Here is an 18,129-nt window from a genome sequence, read left to right as displayed (position 1 = left end):
TTTTTTCGGGGATATAGGTGACATATATTAAAAAGAGCCTTCTAGTAATCTAGAAGGCTCTAAAATATAACTTAAGGTGCTTTCGTATAACCTAAGAAGTGCTTACTCCAATAAGAATTGCTTAATGAAGCGATTGCGACACCTTTATCTCCGGCTTGGATAAATGATCCGCCCCCAAGATAAATACCGATGTGAGAAGGTCCTGCTGTATAAGTATTTTGGAAATAAATTAAGTCACCTGGTTGTGGATTTGAAGTTTTCGGTAAGCTATTCCAATATCCTGCAACATTTGTACGGCTCATTTTATGACCAAATTTCTTATATACGTGGTAGATATAACCACTGCAGTCAACACCGTTAGCAGAACTACCGCCCCAAACGTATGGTACGCCTTGCATTGATTTTGCATATGCAAGAATGGCAGAAACATCACCGCTGTTATTACCTGTATTGTTGTTATTGCTTGTATTATTGTTATTTTGATTAGTATTGTTGTTAGGTTTATTATTTACAGCGCCGCCAACTGGTGTTTTTGATAGGAACTGTGTTCCGATGTAACCAGTTTTACCACTGTAGTTAATTTTACTCCATCCAGAGTTTTCAGAGATTACTTGCACCTTCTGTCCTTGTGAAAGTGCTCCTATGATTCTATAATTTGTACCTTCGCCACTACGTACATTTAGTGCAGAAGCATTAATGTAGTAGTCACCAATTGCGCCTTGGTTAGGCTTTTCAGGTTGTTTTGGTTGTTCAGGAGTAGCAGTGCCACCTTTAACGAATTTTACAAACTCGCTACTAACGAAACCTGTTTTTCCTTGATAGTTTACTTTAAACCAACCGTTTTCAGATCCAACTACGTTTAATGTAGTCCCATTTAACACGCCACCAATTACACTATGGTAAGCAGCAGGGCCTGTACGAACGCGTAGAGATGTTGCGTTAACAACGTAAGTACCACCAGTTTGAACGGTTACATTATTATTTTGTTCTTGTTTGTTACCTTGTGTAACGTTGTCGCTAGAACCGCCTTTTGTTACGTAGTCTTTGCTTACGTAAGCAGCTTGTCCAGCGTAATTGATTTTGAACCAATCTTGAACTTCGCCAACAACTTGTACGACTTGTCCTTTTGTAACAGACCCTACAGTTGTGTGAGAAGTGCTAGGACCTGTACGAACACGAAGGGAAGATACATTTACTGTATAGTTTCCGCTTGCTGGTTTTACAGATTCTTGGTTGTTATTATTCGTATTGTTGTTTGAAGAACCTGCATTAGAAGAAACACCAGATACGAATTCGCCACTTACATAGCCAACTTGTCCATTATGGTTGATTTTCACCCAACCATTTTCTTGACCAATTACGTTTAATGCTTGTCCTTCATATACACGTCCTGAAACAGAACTAGAAGTGTTAGGAGCGGTACGTACACGTAATACATCAGCAGTAACTTTACTGTTTCCACCTGTTGTACTTACATTGGAATTGCTTGCACCATTTTTTGATACAAATTCACCGCTAACAAAGCCTGTTTTTCCATTAATGTTAATTTTGAACCAACCATTTTCTTCGCCAATCACGTTTAGTGATTGACCGTTATAAACGCGAGAGATGATGTCGTGAGAAGTACTTGATCCTGCACGAACATGTAATACGCTAGCGTTTACCGTATAAGATGAGCTGTTTGATGCAGAAGCTAGGACAGTTGTAGCAGCTTTTTGTGTATTTTGTTCAGGGGCAGCTTGAACACTATCAAGTGTAGGTGCTGCTCCTCCTGCTACAGACACTGCCGCAAGACCGGCAAGGTATTTTTTCATAATTTGTCGATTCCTTTCTGTCTGTAATGTAGTTAAGAAATATTTACCAACTGTTAAAAATTCTAAAGAGCATGTCGATTACTGTCAAGACTTATGCGGGAATCTGAATATGACAAAAAGATTACAAGAAAAAATCAAGGCATAAATTACACCTTGATTTCCATTTAAATACATATATTGAATGTAGAAAGGTTAGAAATTATTCGTATTTAAGAAGATGACATATTGGATTGTAACAAGCTTTGAGAAAATGACCTTTGTAGCATTTTTGTGATAGGGCCAACTTGACCATCTTGAATTGCAGTTCCATCAAGGTGAGTCATCGGCAAAATTTCAATCGTCGTTCCTGTAAAGAAACATTCATCCGCTTGATAAACATCGCGAATGCTAAACAGTTCTTCTTTTACCGGAATGCGAAGGGTTTTCGCTAAAGAAAGGACATACTGACGAATGATGCCATTTAAAATAAGGTGATTGGCTGGATGTGTGTAGAGAGTTCCGTTTTTTATGAGAAAGAAATTAGAACAGCTTCCCTCAGTTACAGTACCATTTCGTACGAAAAGAGCCTCTTTACAACCTTTACGTTCAGCTTTCGTAGCGGCTAATACATTAGGTAATAAATTTAATGATTTGATATCACAGCGTAGCCAGCGCGTATCTGGTTCTGATATAGCACGTACACCATATTCAATCCATAACGCTGGTCTTTCTTTCTTCGTAATATAGGCATAGATTGTCGGAGGGACGTCATATGAGAATGTGTGGGTACGAGCTTGTACACCGCGAGATACTTGCAAATAAATCGTTCCATCTTCGTAGAAATTATTATTTTCAATTAGTTTGTAAAGTAGGATAATAAGTTCTGCTTTTGAGAAAGGGAGTGATAATTCTATTTCTTCCATGGAGCGATATAGTCTTGTGATATGCGGATCTAATAAGTGAAAGTTTCCTTTATATAGGCGAATAACTTCGTAGACACCATCTCCAAACTGCAAGCCTCTTTCTTCAAGTTCTATGTACGTTTTTTGTTTCGTTGTATCAATAACTGCATCATTCCAAAGTACAAATCTTTCATATGCCAATTTCCGTCCCATCCTTTCGTAAGTGCATAAGTAAAGTGAAGCTTTCATTCGGAATAAAAATCACTATAGTAATTTCTATGTGAGTACTTCTTTACATATGACGTATATGTATTTGTAAATGGTAGAGAAGTAGTAATGATTTACCCCGCTATTTGTGGGCAGTAAAACTCCTGCTAAAAATTCGGCTGGAGCAAAGAAGTGAAGAGGGCGAATAACGGCCCGTAAATGCCCGATTGGTGAGGGCTGATTAAAGTTTCACTTTTACAGCATTTTGTATATACAAATTCGAAAATGAGAAATAAGAATCCTGCTTTTGAATAAAAAAAAGCAACATTCTGATGGAATGCTGCACAAGGAGGGTAGCTATCTTTCATAGGGACATCGTCTTATTGAATGTTTTGTGTATGGAAACAAAACATATTGAAAGACAATTATAAGAAAGTAGAAATAAACGATTCATATATTTCTTTAAGGGATCTTATTACAGATGAGAGATAAGAAATATATAGAACCTTGCTTACATATTTTATTATAGAGATGTTTCGTTAATCCTATGTGAATATTTGGTAAAGGTTATGTAATGTTAAAGTTAATGAATATAAGTGATTGTATGGAGAAATATAAAAAAAAGAGGCTGAGATTACTCAGCGCTCTTCTTTTCTTCTTTAATAGCCGTCTTTACTTCACCAGTTTTGGTCTTATTACTTTCAGAGAAGCGAAGTAAGTCACCTTCAATGATTTTGTCAGACATGTTCAATTCATTTTGGGCACGATCAATGAGTGGTTGAGATTCTTCTTTTGGTAATTGTACAACTTCGCCAGTAGTACGGTCGTAGAATGTACTGTTCGTGTACATGTACTTATCTGTAACGAAGCTACCGTCACGAAGAACAACGAATCCTTTATTATCAGGTGAGAATACATCATGACCGAATTGAACTTGATTCGTAGAATCTACACCAAGTAAGTTTAGAATTGTTGGTTTAATATCAATTTCACCAGTTGGTTTTGAAATTGTTTTACCTTCTTTTTGACCTGGAACGTGAATAAACATCGGCGTTTTTTGTAAGTTCATATGGTCAAATGCAGTGATTTCTTCTTTTCCTAAGAACTGTGCCATTGCACGGTTATGGTTTTCAGAAATACCGTAGTGATCACCGTAGAATACGATAACTGAGTTGTCGTAAATACCTTCTGCTTTTAGACGCTCAATAAAGTGTTTCATTGCTTCATCTAAATAGCGAGCAGTTACCATGTAACGGTCAAATACGCCATCACCAGAATTATATTCATCGATTAATTTCGTGCTGTCATCATAAGTGAATGGGTAATGGTTTGTTAAAGTAAGGAAGCGAGTATAGAACGGTTGCTTCACTTCTTTTAACATATCGATAGATTGATCGAAGTATTCGATATCTTTTAATCCCCAATTTAATTTTGTTTCTGGCGTAATCTTGTAGTCAAGCTCGTTGTAGTAACGATCATAACCAAGTGCCGGATACATAATGTTACGGTTCCAGAATGTTGCGTTGTTCGCGTGGAATACCGATGTGTGATATCCTTGCTCACGTAAAATTTCTGGTGTTGCTGTATATTCGTTATTACCGTGTGTGAAGAATACAGCACCACGGTCTAGTGGATACATGGAAGTATCTACTAAGAATTCAGCATCAGATGTTTTTCCTTGCCCAGTTTGATGGAAGAAGTTATCAAAGTAATAACTTTCTTTCGTAAATTGGTTTAAGAATGGTGTAACTTCTTGTCCGTTAACTGTTGCACCAATTAAGAATGTTTGTAATGACTCAAGAGAGACAACAATTACGTTTTTCCCTTTTGCAGTACCAAACATATTTGGATCTGGTTTGCTTTGCGTTGTTTTTACGTAGTTCTCTGTTTCCTGTAATTTACTACCGTCAGCAAAAGCTTTTTGTGAACTTGATTTTGCTTGTAAGCCAAGATCATACACTTGGTGTACATATAAACCTAAGTTTTTAACAAGCATAACGCGGTCGAATGAACGTGTTAATAGTTCAGGACGTTCAGCTTCTGCAAGTCCTAAGTTTGCGAAGAAAATAGCAACTGTTGACACGAAGTATAGGGAACGCATTGGGCGTGCTACACGTTCTGTCGGTGCAAAATTCTTCATCTTCTTCAATAAAATGAAGAATACAATAATATCAGCAAATGCAAGGATAATTTTGTAGTTAAACAATTCTTTCACACTAGAACCTAAACTTCCAAAGTTAGATGTTTGTCCTAGTACTGGTAAAGTAACGAAGTCATTGTAGAATCCGTAGAACATTACGTTACCAACAAGAACGATTGTTAAAACAAAATTAATTCCAAGTGCTATATAGTTACGTTTTTTCCCTTTTGCAAATAATGCAAGACCAACAAGCAGTAATGATGCTGCTAATGGGCTAAGGAATAAAATGAATTCTTGCATGAAAGATTCAAGTTTTAAATCAAAGCTTGTGCGTGTAATAAGATACGTCTTCAGCCATAAAGCTAAAGCTACGAATACAGTGAAACGCACATTTTGAAATTGTGATTTCAAGGTTTCTTTCATTCATTTCCACCCTTTCTCTATCAGGCTTGGTCGATTTTGGAGCGAAAAATGCTAAAATAAAAAATACATAGTTTTCTTGGCCATAATTAGAGGTTCTATATTCACCCATATACGACTATAACTATGCATACCCTTTTGGTTTCTTGTGCTGCTCATAAGCATAACGTCATTTCTGTATTATACAACAAAATTCATTTCTGAGAAACACTATAACATTTTACATTTTTTGTATGAGATTTGTCACTACCAGAGAAAACTTTAACATTCGTTTATATGTCCGTCAACTAGAAAATATAACAAAGGTAGAGCAGAATGTTCAGTGAAAGTGAAAATTTTCTTGTTGAGAAATAAGAAATGACAATGGGTGAGTGGTTATCTAGAAACCTATTATATGAAGGGAAGTATGTAAAAATTAACGAACACTTGTTCTTTTTTCGTTTGTTTGTTACAATGAAAGTTCATTGATAGATTATGTGTAATTTTGATGAACTTTTACTGATAACATATTGTAGCTTATTTCTTTAAAAAAATAGGGAGGCTTTTACATGGAACAAAAATTTTCAGTTGAAGCGTTTTGGAAGAAAGCAAAACATGTTTCAAAGCAAGCGGGACAGTCGGTCATTTATGCAAGTCTATTATTGTTTTATGTTTTGCAAAGACCTGATGTTCCAAAGCGAGTGAAAATTATTGTGATTGGAGCACTTGCTTATTTTATTGCACCAATTGATGCCATCCCAGATTTCATTGCTGGAGTTGGTTATACAGATGATTTAGGGGCGTTAATGGCTGCTCTATTACAAGCGTCGTTATACGTCAATGAAGAGGTGAAAGATAAGGCACGAGTGAAGTTGGCAGAATGGTTTGGTTCGGATATAGACACATCCTTTATCGATCAGAAATTAGATCAATAGGTGAGAACTGTCATATGGTGACAGGGCGAACGTAAGCGAGGAAGTGCATTATGCCATCAGGAAGAACGCATACGAAAATAAACTTAATATCCCTTCCGGTTGTTTTGTTTATGCTCTTTTCGTATGGATTAACAAACTTGGATTTTTTATTAACTTTTGCAATTGGCTTTTTAGTAGGTACTTCATTTTTAACGCCGGATTTAGATACATATAGTAATGCGTATAATAAATGGGGGTTCCTACGTATATTTTGGTATCCGTATAAGAAGGTCATGCCGCATCGATCCTTCTTTACACATACAATTATACTTGGTGATGTGATTCGTATTGCATACATGTTAATTGTGTTTTCTCCGTTTTTATTCCTATTAAATGTAATCGCGCTTGATGGGAATTTAATAGAAATTGCGAAGGAACATGAAGTTGAAATTGTAACGTTCATAATGGGAATTGTTGTGGCAAGTACGCTTCACATTATAGCGGATAAAGTGAATACGCGCCGCAAGAAAATGATGAGAAAAAAGAAGAGACGCAGAAGATAAAAAAACCGTCCCAAAAGGTATTTTGGGACGGTTTTTTTCTTATTAAAAGATTGTCGTATCGCCGATAAAACTTCATTTATTATGATGCGTACTGTTTTAATCAAACGTTTGTTTAAACTTAAGCTTTCAGCACTTTAATACCTTTTACGATGTTCCAAATGAAGTAGTATAAGCTAATAATGCCGCAAATACATAAGACAATCATTGCTCCAATGCCAAGTGTTACGTCTGGTTGATTCGATCCGATACCCATAATTCCTAGAATAATAAATCCAATAAATGCCGCGATGGTTGGAATGATGTGTGTCCATAGAGCGCGTTTTGCGTGCGGTTTCGTTTCAGAATCGCCCACAATCCACACAATGATAGGGAATAAGATAGGGGCAAATAATACACTAAAGTATGATAAAGCTGCTAATATTTTGTTTCCATTCATATATATCACCTCATAAATAATATCCGTTGTTATACCTTTATTATGCAGGAAATGTAGCGAGCTTCCTATCGATGAACATTACAAGAACGTGACGTTTTTGTAAGATTTCCATGATAAATAATAAAATTTTCAAAAAAATCTTTTTTAGTGGAAATTGTTGTGATAAAATTAATGAAAACGTTTTCTTTGGCGTTTTTTTATTTTTAGGCTTAAAGGTATGATGACCTGATAGTCTATTGATGAGGTTATTCTATTTAAAAGGGGATTCTTTAGGGGGAGAGAACAATGAACACATGGACACAAGTTTATGATCCGTTCGGAAACATTTGGATTTCGGCAGTGGTCGCACTTATTCCGATTATCTTTTTTTTCTTAGCTTTAGCAGTTTTCCGCATGAAGGGGTATGTGGCAGGATTTATTACAGTTGTACTTACAATTTTAGTTGCATTATTCGCTTATAAGATGCCGTTCACGATGGCGATGGCAGCGACGGGATATGGTTTCTTATACGGACTATGGCCAATTGCTTGGATTATCATTATGTCGGTATTTTTATATAAAATATCTGTGAAAACAGGTCAATTCGATGTGATTCGTGCATCTGTATTATCCATTACGAATGACCATCGTTTACTCGTTATTTTAATCGGTTTTTCATTTGGAGCATTTTTGGAAGGGGCAGCAGGATTTGGTGCACCAGTAGCGATTACCGCAGCGCTTCTTGCAGGTCTTGGGTTAAATCCTTTATATGCAGCGGGTCTTTGTTTAATCGCAAATACGGCACCCGTAGCGTTCGGAGCGATGGGAATTCCGATTACAGTTGCTGGACAAGTAACAGGTATTGATCCGCATAAAATTGGACAAATGGCTGGGCATCAATTACCGTTCTTATCATTATTTGTTCCGTTCTTTATCGTATTTTTAATGGATGGATTTAAAGGGGTAAGACAAACATGGCCTGCTCTATTTGTAGCAGGTAGCTCATTTGCAATTACGCAGTTCATTACAGCGACATTCTTAGGACCAGAACTTCCGGATATTACGTCAGCACTAGTAAGTTTAGTGAGTTTATCGCTATTCTTAAAAGTTTGGCAGCCGAAAGAAATTTATCAGTCTAAACAAGCAAATAGTGAAGTAGCTGCGACAACGACGGCAACATCTATGCCAAAACTAACGGTAGGAAAAGTAGTAAAAGCATGGTCTCCATTCATTATTTTAACTGTGATGGTAGTCATTTGGAGCCAAAGTTTCTTTAAAGCGTTATTTGCTCCAGGCGGTGCTTTGGAAAGCCTTGTGTTTAAGTTTGAAGTTCCAGGCTTACACAATTTAGTAATGAAAGCAGAGCCAATTGTAAATAAACCGACGCCTTATGAAGCAATCTTGAAATTAGATATTTTATCAGCGACGGGAACAGCAATTTTAATTGCTTGTATCATTTCTATCTTTATTTTGAAAATGAGTGCAAAAGATGCAGTAGTAACATTTAAAGAAACGTTAAATGAGCTTAAGATGCCAATTCTATCTATCGGATTCGTATTAGGATTTGCGTTTATCGCAAACTATTCTGGTCTATCTTCTACATTAGCATTAGCACTTGCAGGAACTGGCGGACTATTCCCGTTCTTCTCACCATTCCTAGGCTGGATCGGTGTATTTTTAACAGGATCCGATACGTCAGCGAATGCACTGTTCTCGAATTTACAAGCGATTACAGCGCAGCAAGTCGGTGTATCTGAAGTACTTCTTGTTGCAGCAAATACAACGGGCGGTGTAACAGGAAAAATGATTTCTCCGCAATCGATTGCAATTGCTTGTGCGGCAGTTGGACTTGCTGGAAAAGAATCAGATTTATTCCGCTTTACAGTGAAGCATAGTTTATTCTTCGTAATTATTGTTGGTATTATGACGTATGTACAGGCATATTATTTAACGTGGATGATTCCATAAACAACAAAAGAAATAAAGTTTGTATTTTTCAGATTATAGTGTATGATGGGAAAGTATTGAAAATTAAATCAGTGATAAACTAGGGGTGCCTAACGTATGCGTAGGCTGAGAGAGAAGCGTGTGAACTTCTTAACCCTTTGGACCTGATCTGGCTCGTACCAGCGTAGGGAAGTTAACGGCTTTACATAATGATGTCTTTATGAGCCAGGTCCTTATTTTTTTATGGACCTGGCTCTTTTTATTTTGGCATACGCTGGCCATATCTCGTCCTTGTCACGTACAGGGGGGCAACAAAGGTTATGAAACAGCCTGTTTCAGCTGAGCAAATTGAATTGAAATCGAGTTTACCAGGAAGTAAGAAAGTGTATGTGGATGGACCATGCGCGGGTATGAAAGTGCCGATGCGTGAGATTGAACAAAGCGAAACGAACGGTATTCCGAATCCGCCAATTCGTGTATATGATACGAGCGGTCCTTATACTGATCCTGCGTATAAGGTGGAACTGGAAAAGGGATTGCAGGCGCCGCGCCACTCTTGGATCCTGGAGCGCGGAGATGTAGAAGCATACGAAGGGCGCGAAGTGAAACCAGAGGATGACGGTGTGAAAGTGGCTTTGAAACATACGCCTGTTTTCCCGCAAATGGATCGTCAGCCGCTTAGAGCAAAGCAAGGGGCAAACGTTACGCAAATGCATTATGCGCGTAATGGCATCATTACGTCTGAGATGGAATATGTTGCGATTCGTGAAGGAGTAGAGCCTGAGTTTGTTCGTAAGGAAATCGCGGAAGGTCGTGCCATTTTACCGGCGAATATTAACCATCCGGAAGCAGAACCGATGATTATCGGCCGTAACTTTCACGTGAAGGTCAATGCAAATATCGGAAACTCTGCTGTATCTTCTTCAATTGCAGAAGAAGTAGAGAAGATGACGTGGGCAACGCGTTGGGGTGCGGATACGATTATGGATTTATCTACAGGTAAAAATATTCATACGACGCGTGAGTGGATTATTCGTAACGCGCCTGTACCAGTTGGGACTGTACCGATCTATCAAGCGCTGGAAAAAGTAAACGGAATTGCAGAAGATTTAACGTGGGAAGTGTATCGTGATACGTTAATTGAGCAAGCTGAGCAAGGTGTTGATTACTTTACGATTCACGCGGGCGTATTACTTCGTTACATTCCGATTACTGCAAAGCGTACAACAGGTATCGTTTCACGTGGTGGTTCAATTATGGCACAGTGGTGTTTATTCCATCATAAAGAAAACTTCTTATACACTCATTTTGAAGAGATATGTGAAATTATGAAGCAGTACGACGTTTCGTTCTCTCTTGGAGATGGATTACGTCCAGGTTCGATTGCAGATGCAAATGACGAAGCACAGTTTTCTGAGCTTGAAACACTTGGTGAATTAACGAAGATTGCTTGGAAACATGATGTGCAAGTGATGATTGAAGGACCTGGGCATGTACCGATGCATTTAATTAAAGAGAATATGGAGAAAGAGCTTGATATTTGTCAGGGTGCGCCGTTCTATACACTTGGGCCGTTAACGACAGATATTGCACCAGGTTATGACCATATTACATCGGCAATTGGAGCGGCGATGATTGGCTGGTTCGGAACGGCGATGCTTTGTTATGTAACGCCGAAAGAACATTTAGGTTTGCCGAATAAAGATGATGTTCGCACGGGGGTTATTACGTACAAAATTGCTGCACATGCAGCTGATCTTGCGAAAGGGCACAAAACGGCTCATCAGCGTGATGATGCACTTTCAAAAGCTCGCTTTGAATTCCGTTGGCGCGATCAATTTAATTTATCTTTAGACCCTGAACGTGCGATGGAATATCACGATGAAACATTGCCAGCAGAAGGCGCGAAAACGGCTCATTTCTGTTCAATGTGTGGACCGAAGTTTTGTAGTATGAGAATTTCACATGATATTCGTGAATATGCGAAAGACAATGATTTAGAAACGACAGAAGCAATTGAAAAAGGGATGAAAGAGAAAGCGAAAGAATTTAAAGACACTGGTAGTCATTTATACCAATAATACGTTACACCTCTTTACTTGATTGATCACACTGTAGTACCTAACTTAAATATAGAAGAAGCCCCCTTTGCTAAGACGGTAGCAAAGGGGGCTTCTATTTTCTATAAGGCGAAGAATAATTGTACCCAGTAGTATAAGAGGAATAATGTGACGGCTGTTGTAAGTGGGATTACGATGAGAGATACGCTTAAATAATCTTTCCATTTCACTTTAATTTTGTTTTGTCTTAGGATATACATCCAAATGAGGGAAGCTAGCGTACCGATTGGTAATAATAGTGAACCGATGTCACTACCGATGATATTTGCGAGATAGATAGTTTTTAATGTGACTGGATCTAGGCCCATTTCTGTTAACGTAATGGTACCAATCATAAGTGCAGGGTGATTATTAAAGACGTTAGAGAGGATAGATACAAGTCCGCCCATTGCAAAGCTAGCATAGAGTAGATGCTGACTTACAACTGGTTCGAGCCAACTTACAAGCGCCGCTGTTAACCCTGCATTGTGAAGCCCGTAAATAATTACATACATAGAGAATGCGAAAATTAAAATGTGCCACGGTGTCTTTTTCAAAATATCGACTGGGTTTGTTCGTAAGTAGTACCATCTCCAGATGAGAAGAACGAGTGAACCGAGTACAGCAACAATTTCGATTGGAATCGATAAGAAGGATGCAACGAATAGAAGGCAGCGCATAAGGAAGACGAAGCCTAATACTTTTAGCATGAATCTTGTCCGTTTTTGTTTCGTATCAACTGAATTTTTTCCTTTTAACGGATGGAAGTTTTTCGTGAAGAATATTTCTTCGATATCATATGAAGAAACAGGTAATTTTTTTGGAAGTTTTTTCTTTAACACTGTATACATAAGCCATGACATAAACAATAGTCCTAATGTTGCAGGTACAAACATCATAGCAGTATGCATGTAAAGAGTCATATTCACGATATTTAATGCGATTAAGTTTACGATATTACTTACACCAATTGGTGCACTAGATGCAGTAGCGATTAAAGCACCACTTAATAAATAAGGAATTTGTTGATGTGGTTTTAATTGAAGGTTTTTTAGAAGAAGAATTAAAATTGGAGTTGTAATTAAAATACTACCGTCGTTATTAAATAAAAGAGTCATAAGAAAACATAATAATTGAATATACCAGTATAGACGGCGACCAGAGCCTTTTGCTAAATTTGCAAGTTTCGCTGCGGACCAGTGGAAGAAGCCGAAGCTTTCTAATATAACCGCCATAACGATGGTCGCTAATATTGTTATAGAGGCACCGCCAATTTTACTAATAATATCTATGACGTCTGGTCTTGATACAAGTCCAGTAATCAGGATAATGCCAGCGCCAATTGCTGCCGGCCAAGCCTCATTTAAGCCACGGGGTCGCCAAAAGATAACAATCATCGTTAAGAAGAATACAATAATAGTAATCCATATTTCAATGCTCATATTTTACCTACCTTTCTACTTTTCCTTAAACCAATGTAGCTTGTCTCAAGGTCTGTATTGGTAGTATATTCAGCAAAAAATAAGAAGAACTAGGCATATAATAGAATGAAGTGAATATGTGTTTTTCAAGCGAAAGGACAAGTGTCACGAATAGTGAAATAACTATTATGAGAGGAGTCTATAAATTAGAGTGGCAGTAAGATAGTAAATGAAATTTATATGGGCGATTATGGAGATATATTGGTGCAGCTTAAAATATATCAGCGCAACTCAAAATATATTAGCGATTTTTAAAATATATCGACTTATCGACAAAACATGACAAAAGGAGCCCATCCCAAATGCCTTTTGGAACAGACTCCCCCGAATATATTATTTTCCCTTCAAAAAAGTTCGATCCTTCAAGAATAAATTCCAGAAGAAAATAAATCCTGGTAGTAAAATTGCGATTCCAATTGCGTATAGGATAAGCAATGCATAGAATGTTTCTGTCGTTGTAAAACTTGTAAATACAGTTACATCAGGATAAATAATATAAGGTAAATGCGCGACACCGTAAGCGTAACTTGCAAATGCATATTGAGCGACGACCGCTAAAACGGCGATGCGAGGGTATCCTAGTGTGCCGTACTTCTTGTTTGTCCACCAAAGAGAAGAGTATCCGATAACGAATAAAACGATAGAAACTGTAAACCATGGGAATTGCTTTATTAGTCCTTGCATAAGCCAGTGTGTTTCCGGATCCATTACAACGAGGGCGATAATCGCCGTAACGAGTGTTGCAGGACCGAGGATGATGGCGTTTCTTCTATAAATTCTATACGAATCTTCTGAACCTTGCTCTCTCGCAAAATCAGCAAGAAAGAGAGAGGAGAGAAATAGTTCCGAAGTTAGCCCAAAGAGCATATAGCAGTAGATAACCGGGCTAGAAAGAAGTTTTCCATACAGGAGTACTTCTTTTCCTTCAGAAATTGTAATATAAGCCCCCTCTGTAACGGGTAAAACAGTAATTAATAAGGCTGGAATTAAGAGCCCAGTAATACCTGAAATCACCCGAAGGAGGAATTGATACTTTGGCAGAGAGTAAGCAAATACCATGAATGTACTGCGAATTGCAATGAGTATTAAAATTAACATAACTGGCACGAACATCACTGTCGCAAGGGTGAAAGCAGCTTTCGGAAAGAAACCGAGAAAAGCGACAACGACAAAAACGAGAAATGTATTTGTTACTTCCCAAGTTGGTGATAAGTATCGATTGGCAAGTTTGGCAGCGAGCGTTGGATGTTTTGCGTATACCATGCCCCAAAAACCTGCTCCAAAATCGATGGACCCTAATATACTGTATACGAAAATAAGAGCCCATAAGATGATGATTGCAATACTTTCCTCATGCACGAGAATCGCCTCCTTCGTGATGTAAATCATTTGTAAGCGGATGTTTCTTAAAGAATGTCCGTAGTACAAAAACTGTTAAAATGCCGAGTCCAATATATAAAATGATGAATAGAATAAATAAAGGACCGACAAAATCAGCGCGTGTAGAAGCGTCCACTGTCCGTTGCATACCATAAATGGTCCATGGTTGACGACCACTACAGCTGAAAATCCACCCGAATTCAATACCGAGCATCATAATTGGTCCACATGCTGCAGCTCCCCAAAGAAGCCACTTCGGTAATTCTGCACCTTTTTTTCGGTAAACAAAGTACCAATATAAGAGGGCGATTGCTGCAACTGCAAAAGTAAAGGCAGCGGTGCCGACCATTAAGTTGAATAGTGTATGTGTGTAAAATGGTGGCCATGTTTCTTGTGGGAATTCCTTTAGTCCTTTTACGACGGTGCTAGGGTCGAGTCCCACTAGTAGGCTAAGCATATTCGGGATTTCTAGTGCATAGTTTAGTTCAAGTGTGTTAGGGTCTACAACTCCGCCAATTGATAACGGTGCATGTGATGTCGTTTCAAATAAAGCTTCAGCAGATGCAAGTTTTTCAGGAGAATGCTTATGTAAGGCAATCGCCGATTCGTGTCCCGAAAGCCACATCGTAGCACCTGTAATAAATGTCACGACGAGTCCTAACAGTAGTCCCTTTTTATGATAAGCAATTTCACGTTTACTTAAGTTCTTCTTTAATAATTTAAATCCAGCGATAGAGGCAATGACGGCAGCTCCAGTTGTATAGGCTGTAATCACAACGTGGAATGCGCTTGTACCAAAACTCGGATTAAAGAAAGCTTTCCATGGATCAACGTTAAAAACTGATCCATCTGGCCCCATTGAAAAGCCTGCGGGTGTATTCATCCATGTATTTGCTGATGTAATAAGCACGGCAGATGCCGTGGCACCAATCATGACGAAGAATAGCGAGATTAATCTCATGAATGGAGGTAGTTTGTCAGCTGCATATACATAAATAGACATGAACAACGCCTCTAAAAAGAAGGCGAAAATCTCAATTTGAAAGGGAACAGAAATAACCTGCCCAACAATTTTGGCAAAACCAGGCCAAAGAAGTGAGATTTGCACACCAACAATTGTTCCAGTTGGAATTGCTACACCGAGAAGGATGGCAAAAGCCTTCGTCCATCTTTTCGCCATAATGGCGTAATCGGAATCTTTCTTCCAGTGATAGAGTATTTCACTTATAAAAATCATTAATGAAAGTCCGACACCAAGTGTTGCAAAGATAATGTGAAATGCTAATGAAGAACCAAAAAATGCTCTTGCTAATGTTACCGTATCCATATGTAAACTCCTCTTCTTTTTGCCATTATTTTCTGATTGAATTGGAAGATTTATTCAGAAAAACTACCAAAAATATATATGTATTTAAAAAGTGGATATGGTAATATAATGTTTGAATATTCTAAATAGAAAGAAGTTAATTTTTAATAATATTTTGTTTGTTTTTTAGTAAGGAATATTTTATAATCTTTTATGCGAACATAAGTTCTGTTTTTCGAGGTGAAGAAGTTTATGTGAAATGGAGAGGATGTTTTATGTATCCTGAAGTCATTAAAAAGATGGCATTTTCAAAAGAGCATAGAGATTTATTATTGAAGCTGTATAATAAAGAGATTACGCGTCGTGAATATGATCGACTTGTGGCATCGCTATATAGACCTTCTAAAGAGGCTTGTGAGGGATAGAGGCAAGGGAGACAATCTAATAGATTGTCTTTTTTAATTTTACGTATGTTCTGGTAAAATTAAGGCTAGCCTTATTAGGGAGGTGAAAAGATTGCGGAAACGTTTATATATAGGGATTGGAGTTATTCTCTTAATCGCTTTAGGTGGCATTGTATTTTGGTCAGCTATACAAGGAAACCGTACAGAACATTTTATTTTAAGACATATGGTGAATGAAAATGGGACGCTTGCCACATATCGTTTAGCGGATACAAAGGCAGGTACGGGTGAAGCGAAAGGCCGTGAAGCTTTATCGGAATCAGCAGGACTGTGGCTACAATATACATTGGATAAAGACGATCAAGCGTTATTCGATGAACAAGTTAAGGTTATTCAAAATAACTTTGTACATAAGGACCAAATTGTTTTATGGAAAATCTCTGAAAAGGGAGAAATACAGTCAGCTACAAATGCACTTATAGATGATCTTCGTATTATAGAACAATTATATCGCGCTTATGAAATGTACAAGGAAGAGCGTTATAAAAACTTGGCAGATCAATTGAGTGACGCTGTAATTCGTTATAATAAGAAAGATAATTATTACGTTGATTATTATGATGCAGATGCAGGTAAACAAAATAATTTTGCAACAACATCATACTTAAATCCGCACGCATTCTCGTATATGAAAAAGTACGGGAAAGTTTCTGATCAGCAATATCAGGACGTGGTTCAATTTTTAGCGGATTACCCAAGGCATGGCTGGGCATTCCCGAAAGAGTATAAAGAAGATGGTACTTTTACGTACGATAAAGAAGTGAATCTTATTGACCAATCATACGTCGCATATCATCGTAGTTTAGGTGGCCTTTCATCAGATGCTTACATGGAATTTATAAAGAAAAAATTCCATGAGGATGGAAAGCTATACGGTCGTTACAATTTAGAAACGGGAAAACAAACTGTGAATTATGAATCGCCAGCTGCATACGGACTAACGATCTTGTACGTACTACAAACAGGTGATACAAAGTTTGCAAAGGAATTATATGATCATATGGCCACATTCCGAAATGACAACGTATTTAGTAGATATTACGGTGGATACGTAACAGGCGAAAATAATAATACACATATTTTCGATAACGTATTGCCACTTTTAGCGGAAATGGAATTAGAGAAGAATAAGAAATAGAAGGTGCTATCCTCTGAAGGTGGCACCTTTTATTTTTTACTAAGTCGATATAATTTTACGTTCTAATATTGGAGAAGTAGTCAATTACGAATTTACGGAATTGCTGAGCGGTTTTTGATAAGTAGCGTTTCTTCGACCAACTTAATCCGATAGTTCGCTCGCAATTGGGTTCAATAATACGTAACTTATTTAATGCTAAAGTAGAGTTTTTTAATAAAGTTAAACTTGGGACAAAGGCGATGCCGAGACCTTGCTTAATAAGGTCGCTAATTACGGTTGGTTCATCTACTTCAAAAGCGATATGTGGAGTGAAACCAGCTTCCTTGCAAAATTCATCTGTTAAGTGCCGAAATCCGTAACCAGTGTTCATACTAATAAATGGTTCATCTTTTACTTCATGCAGGTGAATACTGTCGCGTCCTGATAAACGATGACCTGAAGGGACGACTAAGAAAATTTCTTCTGTAATAAGTGGTTCCCACATAATTTCCTCGCCTTCAATTGGTACAGAAGAAATGCAAAAGTCAATTTCTATATTATCTAGTTGTCGCTTCATAGAAGGAGTAGATGCGAGAAATTGTTGGAATCGAACGTTAGGATGCTCTAGTAAAAAAGAACCGAGTAGTTCTGGTAATATTCTCGGAATAGAAACTGCCAGTGTAATAGAGCTTTGTTGTAATTCAGCTAAATCTTTAATTTCTCGTTCACCTTCACTTAATTCATGAAAAATGCGCTCTACTCGTTTTAAAAATACTTTTCCAAAAGAGTTTAATGTAATCTGTCGACCTTGGCGATCAAATAGCGGGACGCCTAAGTCCTTTTCTAATCTAGCGATTGTTTTGCTGAGCGAAGGTTGTGCGATATGCAATTCTTCAGCCGCTTTTGTCATATGTTCTAATCGTGCGACTGTCTGAAAGTATTTTAGTTGCAGAAGTTCCATTTTGACTCTCCTTTCTATAGACCAAAAGGAATGAATTGATA

The 18,129-nt window shown here is 37.8% G+C and carries 14 protein-coding genes and 1 riboswitch; of the genes, 6 read left to right on the top strand and 8 right to left on the bottom strand.

The window, feature by feature from the left end:
• Positions 1-71: 71 nt before the first annotated feature.
• From ABH961_RS18410 to ABH961_RS18400, 3 genes are all read right to left on the bottom strand, one after another.
• Positions 72-1,814 carry a C40 family peptidase gene (locus ABH961_RS18410; RefSeq protein WP_098076497.1) on the bottom strand — a complete coding sequence of 581 codons (1,743 nt, stop codon included), beginning with the start codon at positions 1,812-1,814 and terminating at the stop codon, positions 72-74.
• A gap of 209 nt (positions 1,815-2,023) precedes the next feature.
• Positions 2,024-2,908 carry a D-amino-acid transaminase gene (locus tag ABH961_RS18405; protein WP_002008975.1) on the bottom strand — a complete coding sequence of 295 codons (885 nt, stop codon included), beginning with the start codon at positions 2,906-2,908 and terminating at the stop codon, positions 2,024-2,026.
• Positions 2,909-3,536: 628 nt separating this feature from the next.
• A complete protein-coding gene (locus ABH961_RS18400; protein WP_048542574.1) occupies positions 3,537-5,465 on the bottom strand; it encodes an LTA synthase family protein in 1,929 nt (642 codons plus the stop codon).
• 545 nt (positions 5,466-6,010) lie between these two features.
• Between ABH961_RS18400 and ABH961_RS18395 the strand changes: the two genes are divergently transcribed.
• The gene (locus tag ABH961_RS18395; protein ID WP_098643164.1) at positions 6,011-6,376 is read left to right on the top strand and encodes a YkvA family protein; all 366 of its coding nucleotides are present in this window, start codon (positions 6,011-6,013) and stop codon (positions 6,374-6,376) included.
• A 50-nt stretch (positions 6,377-6,426) separates the two neighbouring features.
• Positions 6,427-6,918, top strand: coding sequence for a metal-binding protein (locus ABH961_RS18390; RefSeq protein WP_098643163.1), 492 nt, complete (start codon positions 6,427-6,429; stop codon positions 6,916-6,918).
• Positions 6,919-7,036: 118 nt separating this feature from the next.
• Here ABH961_RS18390 and ABH961_RS18385 read toward each other — a convergent pair whose 3' ends face one another.
• Entirely contained in the window at positions 7,037-7,354 is a 318-nt protein-coding gene (locus ABH961_RS18385; protein WP_098049196.1) for a magnetosome magnetite crystal formation protein family, read from the bottom strand.
• Positions 7,355-7,639: 285 nt separating this feature from the next.
• On the opposite strand from ABH961_RS18385, the gene lldP reads away from it, so the two are divergent.
• Together lldP and thiC are read left to right on the top strand one after the other, a co-directional pair.
• The gene (lldP, locus tag ABH961_RS18380; protein ID WP_048542571.1) at positions 7,640-9,301 is read left to right on the top strand and encodes an L-lactate permease; all 1,662 of its coding nucleotides are present in this window, start codon (positions 7,640-7,642) and stop codon (positions 9,299-9,301) included.
• Positions 9,302-9,372: 71 nt separating this feature from the next.
• Positions 9,373-9,488, top strand: a riboswitch (TPP riboswitch).
• Between the two features lie 112 nt (positions 9,489-9,600).
• Positions 9,601-11,361: a phosphomethylpyrimidine synthase ThiC gene (thiC, locus tag ABH961_RS18375; RefSeq protein WP_098643162.1), complete on the top strand. Its 1,761-nt coding sequence runs from the start codon at positions 9,601-9,603 to the stop codon at positions 11,359-11,361.
• Between the two features lie 101 nt (positions 11,362-11,462).
• On the opposite strand, the gene ABH961_RS18370 is transcribed toward thiC, so the two are convergent.
• From ABH961_RS18370 to cydA, 3 genes are all read right to left on the bottom strand, one after another.
• On the bottom strand, positions 11,463-12,821 hold the full coding sequence (locus ABH961_RS18370) for an arsenic transporter (protein ID WP_098076491.1): 1,359 nt from the start codon (positions 12,819-12,821) through the stop codon (positions 11,463-11,465).
• A gap of 372 nt (positions 12,822-13,193) precedes the next feature.
• On the bottom strand, positions 13,194-14,219 hold the full coding sequence (locus tag ABH961_RS18365; protein ID WP_098076488.1) for a cytochrome d ubiquinol oxidase subunit II: 1,026 nt from the start codon (positions 14,217-14,219) through the stop codon (positions 13,194-13,196).
• Positions 14,212-15,567, bottom strand: coding sequence for a cytochrome ubiquinol oxidase subunit I (cydA, locus tag ABH961_RS18360; protein WP_000381970.1), 1,356 nt, complete (start codon positions 15,565-15,567; stop codon positions 14,212-14,214). Before cydA ends, ABH961_RS18365 begins: the two co-directional genes overlap by 8 nt.
• A 254-nt stretch (positions 15,568-15,821) precedes the next feature.
• On the opposite strand from cydA, the gene ABH961_RS18355 reads away from it, so the two are divergent.
• Complete coding sequence (locus ABH961_RS18355; protein ID WP_000283173.1) at positions 15,822-15,971, top strand: hypothetical protein; 150 nt, start codon at positions 15,822-15,824, stop codon at positions 15,969-15,971.
• Positions 15,972-16,062: 91 nt separating this feature from the next.
• Positions 16,063-17,148, top strand: a complete 1,086-nt coding sequence (locus tag ABH961_RS18350) for a transcriptional regulator (protein WP_141519954.1) — start codon at positions 16,063-16,065, stop codon at positions 17,146-17,148.
• A gap of 55 nt (positions 17,149-17,203) precedes the next feature.
• Here ABH961_RS18350 and ABH961_RS18345 read toward each other — a convergent pair whose 3' ends face one another.
• Positions 17,204-18,088 carry a LysR family transcriptional regulator gene (locus ABH961_RS18345; RefSeq protein WP_098076482.1) on the bottom strand — a complete coding sequence of 295 codons (885 nt, stop codon included), beginning with the start codon at positions 18,086-18,088 and terminating at the stop codon, positions 17,204-17,206.
• Positions 18,089-18,129 lie beyond the last annotated feature (41 nt).

This window comes from Bacillus sp. RC251 (assembly GCF_044908765.1).
Lineage (GTDB): Bacteria > Bacillota > Bacilli > Bacillales > Bacillaceae_G > Bacillus_A > Bacillus_A wiedmannii.
This window is presented reverse-complemented; position numbering and strand designations above follow the sequence as displayed.